We start from the raw sequence: 16,784 nt of genomic DNA, 5'->3' as shown, positions 1-16,784 counted from the left end.
GCGTGAGCCTGCTCCGTTTTACTTGGCGAGCTCCGCCTCGAGGGCCTTCTTGAACTCGGGGTTGTCGGGGGTGGTGTCCGGTGAGAATCGCCCCACCACCTCGCCCTGGCGGCTCACGAGGAACTTCTCGAAGTTCCAGTGCACCTCGTGCAGCGTCTCGCGCTTCATGCCGTACTTCTCCAGCCGGGCGCGGAACTCGCTGTGCGGGGGGAACCAGGTGTCTGGCTGGGTGTGCGTCAGGTAGTGGTAGAGCGGGTGCTGCCCCGGCCCCTTGACGACGAGCTTCGAGAACATGGGGAAGGCCACGCCGAAGTTCGAGCGGCAGAACTCCTGGATCTCCGCGTCGCTGCCCGGCTCCTGCGCGCCGAACTCGTTGGCGGGAAAGCCCATCACCACCAGTCCCTGGCCCTGGTACTGCTCGTGCAACTTCTCCAGGCCCTCGTACTGGGGCGTCAGGCCGCACTTGGATGCCACGTTGACGAGCAGCAGCACCTTGCCCTGGTAGGTGGCCAGCGAGGTCTCGGTGCCGTCGATGCGCTTGAGCGGCAGGTTCGCGATGTTCTTGTCCATGGGATGCTCCTGTGGGGGTGGGGTCAACCGCGGCGGTTCTCGATGATGCGCACGAACGAGCGTTCGCGCAGCTCCGCGATGGTCAGGTCCGTGGCCCGGACTTCCTCCGGCGTGATGGCGCCGCAGGCGAGCCCGCGCAAGAATGAATTGAGCAGGCCCTGGCCCGTGGCGGCGTCGTCGAACACGCCGCCGATGCGCGTGGCCTTCGCGGCCTGCTCGACGAAGGACTTGAGCCGGAGCGTGGTGGTCTCCAGGCCCTCCAGGAAGAAGGCATACACGGTCGCGTAGCGCACCGGCAGCTGGGCGGGGTGCAGATCCCACCCCTGGTAGAAGCCCCGCTCCAGGGCATGGCGCACGTTCGAGTGCATCAGCCGCCACGCGTGGTGCACGCTCTGGCGGTTCGTCTCCCATTCGGTTTCCGGCAGCGGGCTCGGTCCCCGGTGCTTGTGCGGACCCACCGGCAGGAGGCTCGTGGGCCCATCCACGAGCGCCACGCCCCGGCCCGCGAGCGCCGCCTGCATCACCTCCCGGGCGAAGTCGCAGGCCGGGTGCGTCAGGCGCTGGTGCTCGGCGGTGATGTCCACGCTGGCCGTGTAGTCATACGGCCCCAGGTGCACGCCCACGCAGCGTCCCTTGGCCGCTTCCACGATCGACGGCAGCAGGACGCGTCCGTCCGCGCCGAACAGGGCCTGGGGCGACTCCACCATCAGCTCCACCTTCAGCGTGCCCGGGCGCAGGCCATGGTGTGCCTCCAACAACTCCAGCAGGTGCGCCAGGGCCGCGGCCTCCTCGGGCGAGGTGACCTTGGGCAGCGTGATGACGAAGGGGTCGGGAAGGGTTCCTCCCGTGGCGGCGAGCAGCGTGCCGAGGAAGCGCTCCAGGGTGCGCGTGCTCCGCTCGAAGCGCTCCGGGTGGAGCGGCTTGATGCGGATGCCGAGGAAGGGGGGCAGGCCGCCCTCCGAGAGTCCCTGGGCCACCTCGCGCGCGGCGGACTCGGCGTGGCCGTCCTCCTCCTCGTCCGGGCGGGGGCCGTAGCCGTCCTCGAAGTCGATGCGGAAGTCCTCCACCGGCTCGTGGTGGAGCTTGGCGGTCACGCGCGCGTGGACCCGTTCGGCGAGCCCTTCGTCCATGTCCAGGCACCTGGCGAGCGCGTGCGCGTCCGGGGCGTACTCCCGCATCGTCTCCAGGGCCCGCTGCCCCATCTTCCGGGCCGTGTCCGCTTTGAAGAGGTGGGCCCCGCCGTACAGGGTGTGCACGGGCTGGCGGCCCGGGATGGCGTCCGTGGTGTGGCGGGCGCGCTCCTGGTGGGCCCGCTCCAGGGCGGCTCGGGTGGCGGCGAGTTGCTTCGGGGTGAACGCGGAGGTCGTCATGGGACGGGCGCCTCAACTGCCTCGATAGGTGGAGTAGCCGAAGGGGCTCAGCAGGAGGGGCACGTGGTAGTGCTCCTCGGTCGAGGCGAGCTCGAACACCACGGAGACATACGGGTAGAAGCCCTTCGTCTGGTGGGCGCGGAAGTACTCGGCGGTGTGGAACGTCATCCGGTAGGTGCCGGGCTCCAGGCGCGTGTTCGCGGGCAGGAAGTCGCGCACGCGGCCATCCGCGTTGGTGGTGCCCCGGGCCAGCTCGCGCCAGGTGTCACCGGCCTGCTGCTCCAGGGTGATGGGGACGCCGGACGCCGGGCGGCCCCACTGCGTGTCGAGGACGTGGGTGGACAGGGTGCTCATGGCGCGAGGAGCTTCTCCAGTCGGATATGGGTGATCTTCGCCTGCTCTCCCGCCGCGACCCGCAGCTCCTGGTCCGGGGGATTGGATATGCGCTCGCGCAACAAGCCGAGCATCTGCGCCGCGCTCTTGCCCGTGGCGCACACGAGGAAGATGAAGCCGAAGCGCGCCTCGTAGTCCCGGTTGCCGTCGGCGAGCGCCTGGATCACGTCCCCGCCCGCGCCCTCCATGCCGCGCTGCTCCTGCTCGCTCCAGGCGCCGGTGGCCTTGTACTTCTCGCGCAGCCGCGACACGTCGCCGATGCGCGGATGGTGCGTCATGGCCTCGCGCCACTCCTCGGGACCCGTGCGGGCCCAGAGCGCGTCGGCCTGCTCGAACAGGGCCGCCTCGCTCGCGAAGGGCCGCGCCCGGGCGAGCGCCGCCGCCCAGGTCCGCACGCCACAGCAGCGCATGAACTCCGCCTGGGCCTCCTCGGCGGACAGCCCGTTGAGCCACGCGAGCCGGCTCACGCGACCCGTCCGTGCACCCGCAGGCGGCTGATGCCTCCGTCCGGGAAGATGTTGAGCCGCACGTGGGTGAAGGGCCCCGCGGCGCGCAGCGCCTTGCCATCGAAGAAGTGCTGGTGGCTCGCCTGGAGCTTCGTCTTGGGGAGGATCTCCGTCCAGGCGATGTCCCGCGCGTTGGCGAAGTCGAGGATGTCCTCCTGAAGCGTGCAGCCCTCCAGCGAGCACATGTCGGGGAAGTTGCCCTTGAAGTGGTTGGTGTCCACCTCCACGCGCTCGATGTGGCCGGGCACGGCGAGCTTCACGACGATCCAGTCGAAGCCCGGCACGCGCTTGCGCCGCGTCTCCCAGCCATCGCCCATGGTGGCCGCGCGGCCGGGGAGGATGAGGTTGTCCTTGGGGCCGAAGAAGGAGTCGTTGCAGGTGACGACGGTGCCGCCGTTCTCCGCAGCCGCCAGGTCCACCAGCTCCCCGGCGCGCATCTTCACCAGGTCCGGCTTCACCACGCCGTGCACCCGGAAGCGCGCCACGCCGCCATCCGGGAAGATGTTGAGGCGCAGGTGTGTCCAGCGCTGCTCGCTCGCCACGGGGATGTAGTTCTGCGTGCCGCCCACCAGCTTCGTGCGCGGGACGATGGGCGTCCACGTGGCCTTGAGCAGCGACTCGACCGTCACCTCGCCGTGCGCCTCCAGCGCGTCCACCGAGGCGTACTCGGGGAAGTTGCCGAGGAAGTGGTGGGTGTCCACGTTCACGCCGCGGACGGTGCCCGGCAGGCCCAGCTGGAGGATGCAGAAGTCATGGCCCGGCAGCTCGCGCTTGCGGCGCGTCTCCCAGCCATCCATCCACTTGCCGAACTCCGTGTACTTGTCCGGGATGAAGACGCCTCGCCCCGGCTTGAGCAGGTTCTCCTTGGGGGCGAAGAACTCGTCGTTGGCGTACAGGGCGCGGCCACCCACCTTCTCGGCGGCCAGATCGATGAGCTCGGCGAAGGCGACGCGGACCTTGCCTTCCTCGGGTGCGTTCATGGTGTCGGGTTCTCCTCGGGGACTACCTTATTTCACGGGCCGCGCCGTACCAGGGCGGCGAATCCATCGGCCGGTGGGGCCGGGCGCGGGCGCTCCCCGCGTGTGGACTTCCTGACCTCGCACCCAGGTGCGCTCCACCACGCCCACGAGCGGCCGGCCCGAGTAGGGGGTGAGCTTGTGGCGGTGCAGCACGCCCGAGGCCTCGGGGGTGAAGGGGGCCTCGGGGTCGAAGACGAGCAGGTCCGCGTCCGCGCCCGGGGTGAGCGAGCCCTTCTGGCCCGCGAGGCCAGTGAGCCGGGCCGGGGCCTCGCACATCCAGCGCACGAGCTGCTCCAGCCCGTGGCCGCGCGCGCGCATGCCCGTCCACACCGCGGGCAGGCTGAACTGGAGCGAGGCGATGCCTCCCCAGGCCTTGCCGAAGTCCCCGTGCTCCAGGTGCTTGAGCGCGGGAGTGCAGGGCGAGTGGTCCGACACCACCATGTCGATGTCGCCGCGCGCCAGGCCCGTCCACAGCTTCTCGCGGTTCTCCGACTCGCGGATGGGGGGCGCGCACTTGAACCAGGTGGCGCCGTCGGGGATGTGCTCCGCGTCGAAGGTGAGGTAGTGCGGACACGTCTCCACGGTGAAGGGCAGCCCCTCGGCCTTCGCGGCGGCGACGGTGCCGAGCGCGTCCGAGGACGACAGGTGCACGATGTGCACGGGCCCGCGGTGCTTCCGGCACAGCTCCACCATCATGCGGATGGCGTCGTCCTCCCACTGGCGCGGGCGCGAGGCGAGGTAGCTCTGGTAGGTGCGCGTGTCGCCCTGGGGCGGGCCCTCCGCGTCCGTCATCTCCGCGTGGACGATGAGGGGCACGCCCCGGCGCGCGAGCACCGGCATGGCCCGCTCCAGGTCCTCGCGCGTCACGTGGGGGAACTCGTCCACGCCGGACTGGATGAGGAAGCACTTGAAGCCGGTGACGCCCGCGTCGATCATGGCCTCCAGCTCTCCCACGTTGCCGGGGATGACGCCGCCCCAGAAGCCGTAGTCGATGGTGCAGTGGCCCTCGGCGGCGGCGGCCTTCACCTGGAGCGCCTGGAGCGACGTGGTGGCGGGAATGGAGTTGAGCGGCATGTCCACCACCGTGGTGATGCCGCCCGCGGCCGCCGCGCGCGTGGCCGTCTCGAAGCCCTCCCACTCGGTGCGTCCAGGCTCGTTGATGTGCGCGTGGCTGTCCACCACGCCGGGCATGATGACCTTCGTGCCCACGTCCGTCACCGGCGGCCCCGAGGGCACCTCCGACGGGCCCACCACCGCGGCCACCTTGCCGTCGCGCACCACCACCGCCGCCGGGCGCACGCCCGTGTCCGTCACGACGCGCTCGCCGCGCAGCACCCACTCCTGGCTCATGGCTCGAACTCCTTCACATCGAACTTCATCAGGGAATCGAAGTAGGCGTCCTTGTCCTCGACATAGAGCTGGCGGGTGATGCCGGACACGAGCCGGGGCAGGCTGTACTTCATGCCGGAGATGCTCGCGCCGCCCAGCCCCAGGGAGACGAAGCCGCCGAAGGTGTAGTTGAAGACGGAGGCGAGGTGGGGCGCCTGGCCGGGTACCTTCTCCTGGAACTCGAAGCCCGGGCCCAGGTAGGGGTGGCGCCCCAGGTCTTCATGGGCCTCGGCGGGCGGGGGCGTGTAGCGGTCCTTCCACAGCGCGATGTCCGCCACCAGGTTCACCAGCTCCGGACGCAGTGTCAGGTCCGTCACGGTGCCGCTGCCGATGATGAGCTTGTCGAAGGTGAAGGTGCCGTGTGGCGTGGTGACCTCGGCGGCACCACCCACGGCGCGGGTGCTCAGCCAGGGGCTCTCCGCGTGCAGGTGGAACTGGGGGAAGGCGCGCGCGCGGTGGTACGTGTCGTGCGGCGGCAACTGCCCCATCTCCAGGATGCGGCGGATGAAGCGCCAGCGGTCCGCGTCCGGCAGGTCCGCGTGGTGCTTGAGGAAGCCCACGAACTCGGCCCAGCGGTAGGCGTTCACCGTGGGCAGCGTCTTGCGGCGGTAGAAGAGGTGCACCTCGCCCGCGCCCCGCTCGAGCGCCACGGAGGCGTTGTCGAAGGCCGAGGCCCCCGCGCCCAGCACGCCCAGGCGCTTGCCACGCAGTGCGTCGAAGTCGATGGCGTCATGGGTGTGCGCCCACAGCTCGCGCGGCAGGTGCATCACCACGGACGGCGCTTCCCAGCGGCCCGAGCCGTCGATGCCCATGGCGAGCACCACCTTGCGCGCGAGCAGCGTCTCCTCGGGCCCTTCTCCCTGGGAGGGCCGCACGGGGACGGCGAAGCAGCGCTCCTCGGGCAGCCAGGTGAGCGCCCCCGCGCGGGTGTCGTGGCGCACGGGAATGCCGAGGAAGCGGTGGTACCAGTGGAGGTAGTCCGCCCACGTCTCCTTGGGGATGAGGCCGAGCGACTTCCAGGCTTCCTCGCCGAACTGGGCCTCGTACCAGCTCTGGATGCAGAGGTTGGGCAGGTTCTGGTCCGGGCCGGTGACGTGCTTGGGGGTGCGCAGGGTGAGCATCCGCGCGAACGTCTTCCAGGGCCCGGCGAGCCCCGCGGGGCTGTCGTCGACGACGAGCAGGTTCGTCACCTTCTCGCGCTGGAGGCCGAACGCGGCGGCGAGCCCGCTCTGTCCTCCGCCGATGATGAGCACGTCCAGGATGGCGCGGCCGTCACGGGTGTGGCGGGGCAGCACCCAGGGGCGCTTGGGGTAGTCCAGGCGCTCCAGGTCCCGGCGGATCGAGGCTTCGAGCGCGGAGAGGGTCGAGTGAGACATGGGGAATTGAAATCATGCCCGGTCTCCCCGCGCCACGGGCCCTCCCTTCCTTGACCCCCCAAGAGGTGTGTGGTGCCGTTGACAGGACCATGAACAAGCTGACGACGCTCACGATCAACAAGTTCCGGAACGTCGCCCCGACGACGCTTGAGTTCCGTCCAGGCATCAACGTGGTACTTGGCAGGAACGGGACGGGCAAGTCGGCGCTCTTGCGGCTGCTGTCGGCCTCGATGGGCGCGGACGATGGGCTGCGGGATGATGTCCTGGAGGTGCGCTGCCGCGTCTCCGGCGCGGCGCTCGAGGTCGAGCACACCCTGTCCAGCACGCGGGTGGAGCAGCCCTCCGTGTCCATGGTGTCGGGCGAGCTGGTGAGCGAGTCCCTGTCGGTGCTCCAACGGTCCGATTCGTTCTCCATCGAGAGGAAGGGCGAGACGGTGCTCCGGGCCCGGGTGCTCCCCAACGACATCTTCCTCGAGAGCGACAGCCCCCAGAGCCGCGTGGACCGGGTGTTTCCGGGAGACCCCATCTGGTCTCTGGGGCTGGCCCTGATGATGGCCCGGCCGGATCCGGCCTCGAAGGAACTGGCCCAGGAAATCCTCTCCACCCGCATCGTCGGGGCGTACCGGCTGGACGAGGGCATCGAGCGCCTGGGGCGCCTGCTCGAACTGGAGTTCGAGCTCATCCGCGCGGGCTACCGCGTCAAGTCCCCCCGGGGTCCCGAGGAATTCCCCCAGTCCTTCTTCAAGGTCCTCCGGGGTCCGGTTCCCGAGGGCACGTCGGAGACCTCGACGCTGGACTTCCTGGACCGGGTCGCGCGGATCCTCGGCTACGAGTCCGCGACCGCGCGCTTCGACGTCGAGCGGCTGGGCCCCGCGCCCGGTCAACAGGTCGTCCGGTTGAGCAACCTGCGCTTCTTCTTCAAGAAGCCGGGGGAAGAGGTCTCCCATGATCTGCTCGGTTATGGACAGAAGCGGCTGCTGTCCCTCTTCGCCTACGCGGACGCTTCCCGGGACGTGATCATCGCCGACGAGCTGGTGGGCGGTCTGCATCACGAATGGATTCCGGCGTGTCTTCAGGAGCTGGGGGAGCGGCAGGCGTTCCTGACGAGCCAGAATCCGTTGCTGCTCGACGCGCTGCGTTTCGAGAGCGTGGACGATGTCCGCCGGGCCTTCGTCCTGTGCGAGCGCGCCAATGGGGGAGCGGGTCCCCAGCTCATCTGGCGCAACCCGACGGAGAAGGAAGCCGGCTCCTTTTTCGCGGCGTACCAGAAGCGGATCCAACGCGTGTCGGACCTCCTGCTCACCGAGGGATTCTGGTGAGAGAGGACTGCAATTTTCCGGGTTAAATTAAGTTTTGCGGCTTAAACACGTTTTCCTCTTCCTGATGAAGGCATGCGTGCTGTACCTTCGCGCGCCTTGAACTCGAGGAGGACAGACATGCAATCTGGTCGCGTGGTGAGAGGAATTGGAGGAACGGGGCTGACCCTGACGTTGGCGCTGGCCCTGGGGTGCTCTGGCGCCGAGGAGCTTCCGGTCTACGAGGGCGAGCTGCGCATGTTCTCGGTGGACCACGCGGATGGCACGCACCGCATGGGCTACGGCCTGCGGACGGCGGACGGCCAGAGCTTCGAGCTGGCGTTCGAGGGCGAGCCGTCGGTCAAGCCGGGCGACCACGTCATCGTCCAGGCGCAGCCCGCGGACGCCCTCGCGAGCGGCCAGCCCGGGCAGGTGGGTGAGCGGCTCCAGGTGCGCTCACTCGAGGTGGTCAAGTCCGAGTCGGACCTGGTGACGTCCCGCGACGCGCTGGTGAACGGCACGCCCCGGACGGTGCGCGTGGCCATCCTCCCGCTGGTGTTCCCGGGCACCACGGCGCGCATTGACGTGAACACGGCCCGTCAGCGCCTGGACACCGTGAGCGCGTACTACAAGGAGCTGTCCTACGGAGCCTGGACGGTGCAGGGCGACGCGCTGGCGCCGCTGAACCTGGCCAAGCCGGCCAACTGCAACCTGGACACCATCGCCAACGCCGCGCGGGCGGCCGCCAGGGCCGCGGGCCGGGACCTGAGCGTCTACGCGCACGTGGGCTTCGTCATCCCCAACAACCCGGGCTTCACCGACTGTGCCTGTGGCCTCGCGTGGGTGGGCCGGCCTCCGGCGGCGGGCAACTCGTTCGGCGACGGCAGCCTCTACACCTGTACCGATCCGAACGCCTTCGCGCATGAGTTCGGCCACGGCTTCGGCCTGGGGCACGCCTCCACGGCGCGCTGTGGCACGGGCTCCGCCTACAAGCCCAACCCCTACTCGAGCTGTCCCCCGGACGAGTACGGCAACGCCTTCAACACCATGGGCGGCGGCCTGGGGCACATGAACGCCTTCCAGAAGTCCACCATGCTGTGGCTGGACAAGTGCAACAACGTGCGCGTCTCGCGCGATGCCACGTATGACCTGGTGCCCATCCAGAGCGCGTCCAACGGCATCCAGTCCCTGCAGATCCCCACCGGCGACACGGTGGACGGCCGGCCCCTGTACTTCTGGGTGGAGTACCGCAACCCCGCGCTCGCCTCGTTCAACGCGGGTCCGGGCGGCGCTCCCGAGGTCAACACCGGCGTGCACGTCGACGTGGCGCAGGACTTCCGCTCCGACGGCGGCAACCGCAACCCGCTGCTGCTGGACCTGGCGCCCAACTACCCCAACACCCACCGCGATCCGCGCCTCACCTCGGGCCGCACCTTCCAGGACCCGAACGGCCGCGTGAGCATCTCCGTGGTGTCGCAGTCGGCCGACAAGGCCAGCGTGCGCGTCACCTTCCCGGGTGGCGGCTCGGGCACCAACACGTGCAGCGATGGCTCGCTCCCCGGTGGCGGCACGGCTCCCGGTCCCCAGCCGGGCAGCGTGGTGCGCCTGGCCGCGCAGCACAGCGGCAAGTGCATGGACGTGCCGGGCTCCAACCTCGGCAGCGGCACGCAGCTCCAGCAGTGGAGCTGCAATGGCACCAACGCCCAGGCCTTCCGCCTCCAGGCGGCCGCGGGCGGCGCCTTCAACCTGGTCAACGTCAACAGCGGCAAGTGCTTGGACATCTCCAACTCCAGCACGGACGACTTCGGCATCGTGCAGCAGTGGGACTGCAACGGCACCAACGCCCAGGCCTTCCGCCTGACCAGCAGCGGTGGCGGCTACTCGCTGGCGAACGTCAACAGCGGCAAGTGTGTCGACGTGCAGAGCGCCTCGATCGATGACGGCGCCAAGCTGGTCCAGTACTCCTGCCACGGCGGCACCAACCAGAGCTGGAACCTGCGGTAGTCCCGGGGACGCGGGGGCCCGTGTGGGAACGGGTCCCCGTCGGTCCTAGCGGAGCGTGCGGAAGAACGCGCGCACGTCGTCGAGGAACAGCTCCGGCTCCTCGACGGCGGCGAAATGCCCGCCCCGAGGCATCTCCGTGTAGCGCCGCAGGTCGAAGCGGTGCTCCAGCCAGGAGCGAGGGGGCTGGACGATCTCCCGGGGGAAGCGGGCCACCCCCGTGGGCACGCGCACCTGGCCTCGGAGGTCGGGGAAGTGGGCGCCAAAGGTCTCGTAATAGAGGTTGGCCGCGCTCGCGATGCTGTTGGGCGCCCAGTAGAACATCAGGTTGGTGAGCAGCCAGTCCTTGGAGAAGCGGCGCTCCACCTCTCCGTCACAGTCGCTCCAGGTGCGGAACTTCTCGACCATCCACGCGGCGAGCCCCGCGGGTGAGTCGCTCTGCGCGATGGCGAGCGACAGGGGCTTGGTGCCCTGCACCTGGCTGTAGGCGCCCTCGGCCGCATGGCGCGCCGCCATCGCCTGGGCGTACCGCCGGGTCTCGTCGCTCGTCTCTTGTCCTGGCGGAGGCCCGGCGAGGGGCATGTTGAGGTGGATGCCCGCGAGGTGGGCACCATGATGGAGGCCCAGCTCGATGGTGGTGATGGCGCCCCAATCCCCGCCCTGCGCGCCATAGCGGGGGTAGCCGAGGTGCTCCACCATGAGCCGGTCGAACGCCGCGGCGACGCGCGTGGCGCTCCAGCCGGGCTCCCGGGGCTTGCCGCTGAAGCCGTAGCCGGGCAGCGCCGGGATGACCACGTCGAACGCATCCGCCGCGTCGCCTCCGTGCGCGGCGGGATCCGTCAGGGGCCCGATGAGGTGGTGGAACTCGAGGATGGACCCGGGCCAGCCGTGGATGAGCAACAGGGGCATGGGCGAGGGGCCCTTGCCGCGCACATGCCAGAAATGCAGCTCCACGCCGTCCACTTCGCACAGGAACTGGGGATGGCGGTTGAGCTCCGCCTCGTACTGGCGCCAGTCGTAGGCGTGGCGCCAGTACTCGCACAGCTCGCGCACGTAGGCGACGTGCGCGCCGTGCGCCCAGGGCGCGCCCGGAAGCGGCTCCGGGAAACGCGTGGCGTCCAGGCGATGGTGGAGATCCGCGAGGACTTCCTGGGCGACGTCGATGCGATAGGGGCGGGGCGGCATGGAGCCTCCTGGGTCTACTTCACGAACTGATTCTCGAAGGTGGCGAGCTGCGTCTCCAGCTTCCACTGGAGCGCGGCGCGCTTGTGGGAGGTGAGGTAGGTCTTGCAGCTGGCCGACGTGGCGACCTCTCCGAGCTTCTCCTGGGCACAGGCCTCCACCGTGGTCGTGAAGTCATCGCGCTTGGCCCAGAGGCTGCCGCCTTCCACGAACGCGTGCTCCAGGCTGGCGCGCGCCATCTGCTTGAGCGTCTTGTAGTCGAGCTTCTGGTCGGTGGCGGCCGCGATGTACTCCTGGGTGATGTCTCCGCGCAGGATGCCCGAGTCATCCGTCGCCAGGGCCACCGGCACCTTGTTCTCCAGGTACGCGGCGAGCGGGTGCTGCGCGCCCGAGGCGCCGAGCAGGACGCGGTTGGAGGTCAGGCAGATTTCCACCATGACATCCAGGTCGTGCATGTCCCGCAGGAGGTCCGCGGCGCCATCGCCGGCCGTCTCGCCCAGCACGTCCACGCCGTGGCCGATGCGCTCCGCGTGGGCCTTCTCCACGGCGTTGCGGATGTGGAAGCGCAGGTGCTGCTGATCCTGGGCCTTGAGCACGGCGGGGATGAGCTCGCCGGCGTGCAGGGAGATGTGGACCGTCTTGCGGCCCACCGTGTTGTCATTGAAGTCATCCAGCGTGCCCAGGGCGAACATCTCGTCGTCGTAGTACGCGAGCGACTTCTCGTTCTCCTCGGGGGACACGAGGTTGACGCCCACGACCTCGGGCACGCGCTGGGCCAGCTCATAGGCGTGCACCCACTGGCCGAAGACGTTCGCGCGCTCCGCCGTGCGGTTGGCCGAGGAGAGCAGCCGCACCTCCACGTCACAGCCTGGATCCGCCTGGGCGGTGCCGCACTTGAGCAGCTCCCGGGCACCCTTCAGGGTCGCCGCGATGCTGGCGGCCTGCCGGTCGATCGAGGCCTGGAAGTCGGGCAGCGCGATGAGCTGCTCGCGCTTGGCCAGCAGGGTCGCCGCGTCCCAGTTGTCCGAGGCGGTGAAAAGCCCCTCGGCGATCCGGCCACCGGTGCTCGCGCCAAAGCCCTGCATCAGCTCCACGTAGACCTGGTGGTGATTGCCGGCGCGCGAGAGGATGTCCGCGTAGCTGTCGTCATTGCGCGCGTCGGTCTGCACCGCGCCGTACTTGCCGAAGGCGTCGAAGAAGTGCTGGTGCGCCTCCAGCAGCGAGCCCGTGTGGTTCTGCATGGACCAGGCGCCCAGCACGGCGTCGTAGAAGGCCCGGTCCGCCCAGGCGTCGGCCAGGGGCGTCGTTCCGGCCGCGCACGGGTTGCTGGCCACGTAGGTCGTCGTATTCACGCACGCGCCGTCCTCCGCGCCCCACTCGATCAGCTTCTCGGTGGTGATGGCGCCCGAGGTGTGGCTGTGCAGGTCCGCCCCCTTGGGCATGGCGAGCAGGAAGGCGCCGAGCGCAGCGGAGTCGCCGCGCAGCGACTCCATGTGATCGCGCACCACGTCCTCCCGCGTCGGCGCCGCGGGATTCGGCTCGGGGTTCGGCTTCGTCTCGTCACCGCACGCGCTCATGCCGAGCGCCGCGACAACCATCCATCCAAGGTTGAGGTTCTTGTTGTTCATGTGTCTCCTGTCGGGAAGACTCAGCACCCTAGAGGAGACGCGCGGCCACCCGGAGTGAAATCGCCTCCGGAGTGTTGTTTGTCGGCGTTTCGTCCGGCGGGGGGGGGCGTTGAGTGCCCCCACCCCTGGGAGCATGACTCAGGCGAGCGGGTGCTGCTTGAGGATCATCTCCTCGCGCGCGGGGCCCGTCGAAACCGTGTTGATCGGAACCTCGCACAGCTGCTCGATGCGCTGGAGATAGGCGCGAGCGTTGGCCGGCAGCGCCTCGGGGGACCTGGCGCCGAAGGTATTTTCCTTCCAGCCAGGCAGCGCTTCGTAGATGGGCTCGCAGCGGGCCACGTCGTCGGCTCCGAGTGGCAGGAGCTCCACGGTCTTCCCATCGAGCTTGTAACCGGTGCAGAGCTTGAGCTCCGGCAAGCCATCGAGGATGTCGAGCTTGGTGATACACAGGCTGGAAACGCCGTTGAGTTGCACCGCGCGCTTGAGCGCGGCCACATCGAGCCAGCCACAGCGGCGCTTGCGGCCGGTCACCGTGCCGAACTCACGCCCCTTGGTCGACATCTGGTATCCAGGCGTATCGGCCGTCGCGATATCCAACTCGCTCGGGAACGGGCCGCCGCCCACGCGGGTGCAGTAGGCCTTGGCGATGCCGAGGACGTGATGCAGCATTCCCGGGCCAATGCCAGACCCGGCCGCCGCTTGACCCGCGACGCAGTTGCTCGAGGTGACGAATGGGTACGTGCCATGGTCGATGTCGAGCATCGTGCCGTGCGCGCCTTCGAACAGCAGGTTGTGGCCAGCCTTGTTCGCCTGGTACAGCGCCGCGGACACGTCCGCCACCAGCGGGTGGAGTTCCTCCGCGTCCGCCATCGCCTGATCGTAGATCGCTTGATAGGAAATCGCGCTGGCGCCGAAGCGCTGGGTCAACACGAAGTTGTGGTAGTCGAGCACCTCCTTGAGCTTCTCGCCGAAGCGCTGGGGGTGGAACAGGTCGTAGACGTGCAGTGAGCGGCGTGCCACCTTGTCTTCATGGATCGGACCAATTCCCTTGGCGGTGGTCCCAATCTTTCCGGCCCCCTTCGCCGCCTCCCTCGCGATATCGAGCGCGGAGTGGTAGCTGAAGATGAGCGGACATCCAGGGCTCACCTTGAGGCGCGAGCGCACCTCCAACCCACGTGCTTCCAAGGCCTTGCACTCGGCGAGCAGATGGTGGGGCTCGAGCACCACCCCATTGCCGATGTAGCACTGCACGCCCTTGCGGACGATGCCGGAGGGCACGAGGTTGAGCTTGTAATCGACTCCATCGACGACGAGGGTATGTCCGGCGTTGTGGCCGCCATGGAATCGCACGACACCCTGGGCATGCTCCGTCAGCCAATCAACGACCTTTCCCTTGCCCTCGTCGCCCCACTGCAACCCGACGACCACGACGTTCTTCGCCATTGCGTGTATGTCCTTCGGTGGCTGCTTCGATTGTGCACCGGCCGAGTGCTTCGCCAGCTCAGTCGCCCGCGACGGGACCCTTGAGGGACTGCTGCTCCCAGCGTGTGTTGAGCGAATGCGGAACCCCCACGAGATCCAGGAGTCGGCCCGCCATGAAGTCCACGAGATCGGAGATCGTCTTGGGCATCATGTAGAAGCCCGGTGCCAACGGCACGATGACGGCACCCGCCTCACTCAACCGCTGCATGTTGAGGATGTCGATGTGGCTCAACGGTGTCTCGCGGTGCGCGACGACGAGCCGCCGACGCTCCTTGAGCGTCACGCTCGCCACCCGGTGAACCAGCGTGCTCGTCACCCCCGAGGCGATCGCGGCCATCGTGTTGCTGGAGCACGGCACGATGATCATCCCGTCGTGGGGAAATGAACCGGAGGCGATGGTGGCCCCCATGTCACTGCTTTGGTACATCGTCAGGAGGTGGGAGCGTCCTCCCGCCAGGGTATTGGCGTCGAACTGTTTCATCCCCAGCTCATCGTGGAGCAGCCGTCTGCCAAGCCCCGACATGGCCAGATGGACGTGGACGCCCGCCTCCGTCAACAGCTCGACCACTCGCTTGGCGTAGATCGCTCCGCTCGCGCCCGTGATCCCAACGACAATTCGCTTCATCTCTTGTTTAATCTCTCAAAAGGCGACCCAGCACAAGGCGTTCCCGCGACGCTCCAGGCCGCGAGCACGTCACCCACCCGGTGTGTGCTGGGCACACACCGGGCGTTGTCTCACGTGAGTGTCATGGCCGCCAGGCCGGCCGGTCAATCGACCAGGAGCTTCGAGTAGTCCGGATGCACCTGCTTGGAGGAGGTCTGGGCGTGCGGCTTGCCCTCGGCGAAGCCCGCGGGAGAGACCTGCATGAAGGCGGCCTTCTCCAGGAACTCGGCCGTGTTCGTCGCGCCGCTGTAGCTGTAGCTGGAGCGAATGCCTCCGGCGTACTGGGCCAGCGTGTCGGCGGCGGTGCCCGAGTAGCGGAAGGTGGCCTCGATGCCCTCGGGCGTGTAGCGGTTGAATTCCTCCTTCGTGACCTTCTGATTCTCGAGCCGCTTGAGGGTGAGCTTCACGCCCAGGGTCACGAAGCCCGTGGAGACCTTGTACTTGACGCCATCGACCTCCATGAGCGCCGCCACGCTCTCATCGGTTCCCGCCAGCAGGCTGCCGAGCATGACCGTCGAGGCACCCGCCGCGAGCGCCTTGGCCATGTCTCCGGAGGAGCGGATGCCGCCATCGGCGATGACGGGAATCCGGTGGGGGCGCGCCACATCGACGCAGTCGAGGATGGCCGTCAGCTGGGGAACGCCCGCGCCGGTGACGATGCGCGTGGTGCAGACGGAGCCAGGACCCACGCCCACCTTCAAGACGTCCGCGCCCGCGTTGATGAGGTCTCGCGCGGCCTCGCCCGTGGCGATGTTGCCCGCGACGATCTCCACGTTGGGGTAGCGGGACTTGATGAGCGAGATGGTCTCGAGCGCGTAATCCGCGTGCCCATGCGCGATGTCGATGACGAGGATGTCCGCCCCGCTGCGCACCAGCAGCTCCGCGCGCGCCAGGTAGTCATCCCTCACGCCAATGGCGGCTCCGACCAGCAACCGTCCATCCTTGTCCTTCGAGGCAAGGGGAAACTCCGAGGCGCTACAGGCCGCTGCCTTGGTCAACCGCACCTGCTCCGCCTGGTGCTCCGGCAGGCACATGCGGTGGATGAAGCCGATGCCTCCGTTGCGGGCCATGGCGATGGCCAGCGCGGACTCCGTGCACCAGGGCGTGTTGGCTGACACGATGGGCAGGTGGACCCGGATGCGCGGCGACAGCTGGTTCGAGATGTCGACGATGCCGCGGCTGGTGGCCGAGGTCTTGCGCGGAATCAGCAGGACGTCGTCGAAGGTGAGCCCCATGGTGATGGGGCTGTTCTTGGTGATCATGGGTTCTTCCTCGATGCGCGCTAGCGGGTGCGTTCCATGAACTCGGCGCGCATGCTCAAGTCGGTCTTGAGCAGGCCCCGGTAGGCCGCCGTGGTGGTCTCCGCCTTGCGGCTGCGGATGCCCCGCGACTCCATGCACAGATGGCGGCACTGGACGATGACGCCCACGCCCTGCGGAGAGAGGCAATCATCGAGCGCCTGGGCGATCTGCTGGGTCAGCCGCTCCTGGACCTGCAAGCGCCGGGAGAAGATATCCACCAGGCGGGGCAGCTTGGAAAGGCCCACGATGCGACCCGTCGGGATGTAGCAGACGTGAGCGACGCCGAAGAAGGGCGCCAGGTGGTGCTCGCAGTGGGAATAGACGGGGATGTCGCGCACCAGGACCATCTCGTCCCGATCCGAGGCGCCATCCACGAAGCTCTTGAGGACGCGGTTGGGCTCCATGGCGTAGCCCTCCGTCCACTCCCGCCAGGCCTTGCGCACGCGGCGGGGCGTCTCGAGAAGGCCCTCCCGGCTGGTGTCCTCTCCCACCAGGCCGAGGATTTCCTCGATGTTCTTCTCGAAGCGCAGGTCATCCGCCGACACCGGCTCGGCGGCGTCGTCGGTCGTCGTCTCGCTCGAAACGGGCTGCAATCGCAGTGAACTCAT

The 16,784-nt window shown here is 68.6% G+C and carries 15 protein-coding genes; 2 read left to right on the top strand and 13 right to left on the bottom strand.

Annotation, left to right across the window (positions count from 1 at the left end; genetic code table 11):
- Nucleotides 1–18: 18 nt before the first annotated feature.
- The 7 genes from MEBOL_RS12535 to MEBOL_RS12505 are packed head-to-tail and all read right to left on the bottom strand — an operon-like array spanning nucleotide 19 to nucleotide 6,623.
- A complete protein-coding gene (locus MEBOL_RS12535; protein WP_095977654.1) occupies nucleotides 19–570 on the bottom strand; it encodes a glutathione peroxidase in 552 nt (183 codons plus the stop codon).
- 23 nt (nucleotides 571–593) lie between these two features.
- Nucleotides 594–1,940 carry a DUF6986 family protein gene (locus tag MEBOL_RS12530; protein ID WP_095977653.1) on the bottom strand — a complete coding sequence of 449 codons (1,347 nt, stop codon included), beginning with the start codon at nucleotides 1,938–1,940 and terminating at the stop codon, nucleotides 594–596.
- Nucleotides 1,941–1,952: 12 nt separating this feature from the next.
- Entirely contained in the window at nucleotides 1,953–2,294 is a 342-nt protein-coding gene (gene uraH / locus MEBOL_RS12525; RefSeq protein WP_095977652.1) for a hydroxyisourate hydrolase, read from the bottom strand.
- Nucleotides 2,291–2,800 (bottom strand): 2-oxo-4-hydroxy-4-carboxy-5-ureidoimidazoline decarboxylase, encoded by a 510-nt coding sequence (gene uraD / locus MEBOL_RS12520; RefSeq protein ID WP_095977651.1) that lies wholly within the window; start codon nucleotides 2,798–2,800, stop codon nucleotides 2,291–2,293. Before uraD ends, uraH begins: the two co-directional genes overlap by 4 nt.
- Complete coding sequence (alc, locus tag MEBOL_RS12515) at nucleotides 2,797–3,819, bottom strand: allantoicase (protein WP_095977650.1); 1,023 nt, start codon at nucleotides 3,817–3,819, stop codon at nucleotides 2,797–2,799. The genes uraD and alc overlap by 4 nt, the downstream gene beginning before the upstream one ends.
- A 27-nt stretch (nucleotides 3,820–3,846) precedes the next feature.
- The gene (allB, locus tag MEBOL_RS12510) at nucleotides 3,847–5,208 is read right to left on the bottom strand and encodes an allantoinase AllB (protein ID WP_095977649.1); all 1,362 of its coding nucleotides are present in this window, start codon (nucleotides 5,206–5,208) and stop codon (nucleotides 3,847–3,849) included.
- Complete coding sequence (locus tag MEBOL_RS12505; RefSeq protein WP_095977648.1) at nucleotides 5,205–6,623, bottom strand: NAD(P)-binding domain-containing protein; 1,419 nt, start codon at nucleotides 6,621–6,623, stop codon at nucleotides 5,205–5,207. Before MEBOL_RS12505 ends, allB begins: the two co-directional genes overlap by 4 nt.
- 89 nt (nucleotides 6,624–6,712) lie before the next feature.
- On the opposite strand from MEBOL_RS12505, the gene MEBOL_RS12500 reads away from it, so the two are divergent.
- Both MEBOL_RS12500 and MEBOL_RS12495 read left to right on the top strand, forming a co-directional pair.
- The gene (locus MEBOL_RS12500) at nucleotides 6,713–7,942 is read left to right on the top strand and encodes an ATP-binding protein (protein ID WP_157774908.1); all 1,230 of its coding nucleotides are present in this window, start codon (nucleotides 6,713–6,715) and stop codon (nucleotides 7,940–7,942) included.
- A gap of 117 nt (nucleotides 7,943–8,059) precedes the next feature.
- A complete protein-coding gene (locus tag MEBOL_RS12495; protein ID WP_095977646.1) occupies nucleotides 8,060–9,922 on the top strand; it encodes an RICIN domain-containing protein in 1,863 nt (620 codons plus the stop codon).
- 45 nt (nucleotides 9,923–9,967) lie between these two features.
- Here MEBOL_RS12495 and MEBOL_RS12490 read toward each other — a convergent pair whose 3' ends face one another.
- The 6 genes from MEBOL_RS12490 to folE all read right to left on the bottom strand — a co-directional run bounded on the left by MEBOL_RS12490 (nucleotide 9,968) and on the right by folE (nucleotide 16,784).
- The gene (locus MEBOL_RS12490; protein WP_095977645.1) at nucleotides 9,968–11,104 is read right to left on the bottom strand and encodes an epoxide hydrolase family protein; all 1,137 of its coding nucleotides are present in this window, start codon (nucleotides 11,102–11,104) and stop codon (nucleotides 9,968–9,970) included.
- 14 nt (nucleotides 11,105–11,118) lie between these two features.
- Nucleotides 11,119–12,729 (bottom strand): amidohydrolase family protein, encoded by a 1,611-nt coding sequence (locus MEBOL_RS12485; protein WP_245919696.1) that lies wholly within the window; start codon nucleotides 12,727–12,729, stop codon nucleotides 11,119–11,121.
- A 138-nt stretch (nucleotides 12,730–12,867) separates the two neighbouring features.
- Nucleotides 12,868–14,172, bottom strand: a complete 1,305-nt coding sequence (locus MEBOL_RS12480; RefSeq protein ID WP_095977644.1) for an adenylosuccinate synthase — start codon at nucleotides 14,170–14,172, stop codon at nucleotides 12,868–12,870.
- A gap of 58 nt (nucleotides 14,173–14,230) precedes the next feature.
- The gene (locus tag MEBOL_RS12475; protein ID WP_095977643.1) at nucleotides 14,231–14,836 is read right to left on the bottom strand and encodes a UbiX family flavin prenyltransferase; all 606 of its coding nucleotides are present in this window, start codon (nucleotides 14,834–14,836) and stop codon (nucleotides 14,231–14,233) included.
- 143 nt (nucleotides 14,837–14,979) lie between these two features.
- Nucleotides 14,980–16,137, bottom strand: a complete 1,158-nt coding sequence (gene guaB, locus MEBOL_RS12470; RefSeq protein WP_095977642.1) for an IMP dehydrogenase — start codon at nucleotides 16,135–16,137, stop codon at nucleotides 14,980–14,982.
- A gap of 20 nt (nucleotides 16,138–16,157) precedes the next feature.
- Entirely contained in the window at nucleotides 16,158–16,784 is a 627-nt protein-coding gene (gene folE, locus MEBOL_RS12465; RefSeq protein ID WP_095977641.1) for a GTP cyclohydrolase I FolE, read from the bottom strand.

The sequence above is a fragment of the Melittangium boletus DSM 14713 genome (genome assembly GCF_002305855.1).
Taxonomy (GTDB): Bacteria; Myxococcota; Myxococcia; order Myxococcales; family Myxococcaceae; genus Cystobacter; species Cystobacter boletus.
Note: the sequence above shows the minus strand (reverse complement) of the source record. Positions and strands in the feature narration are given on the sequence as shown.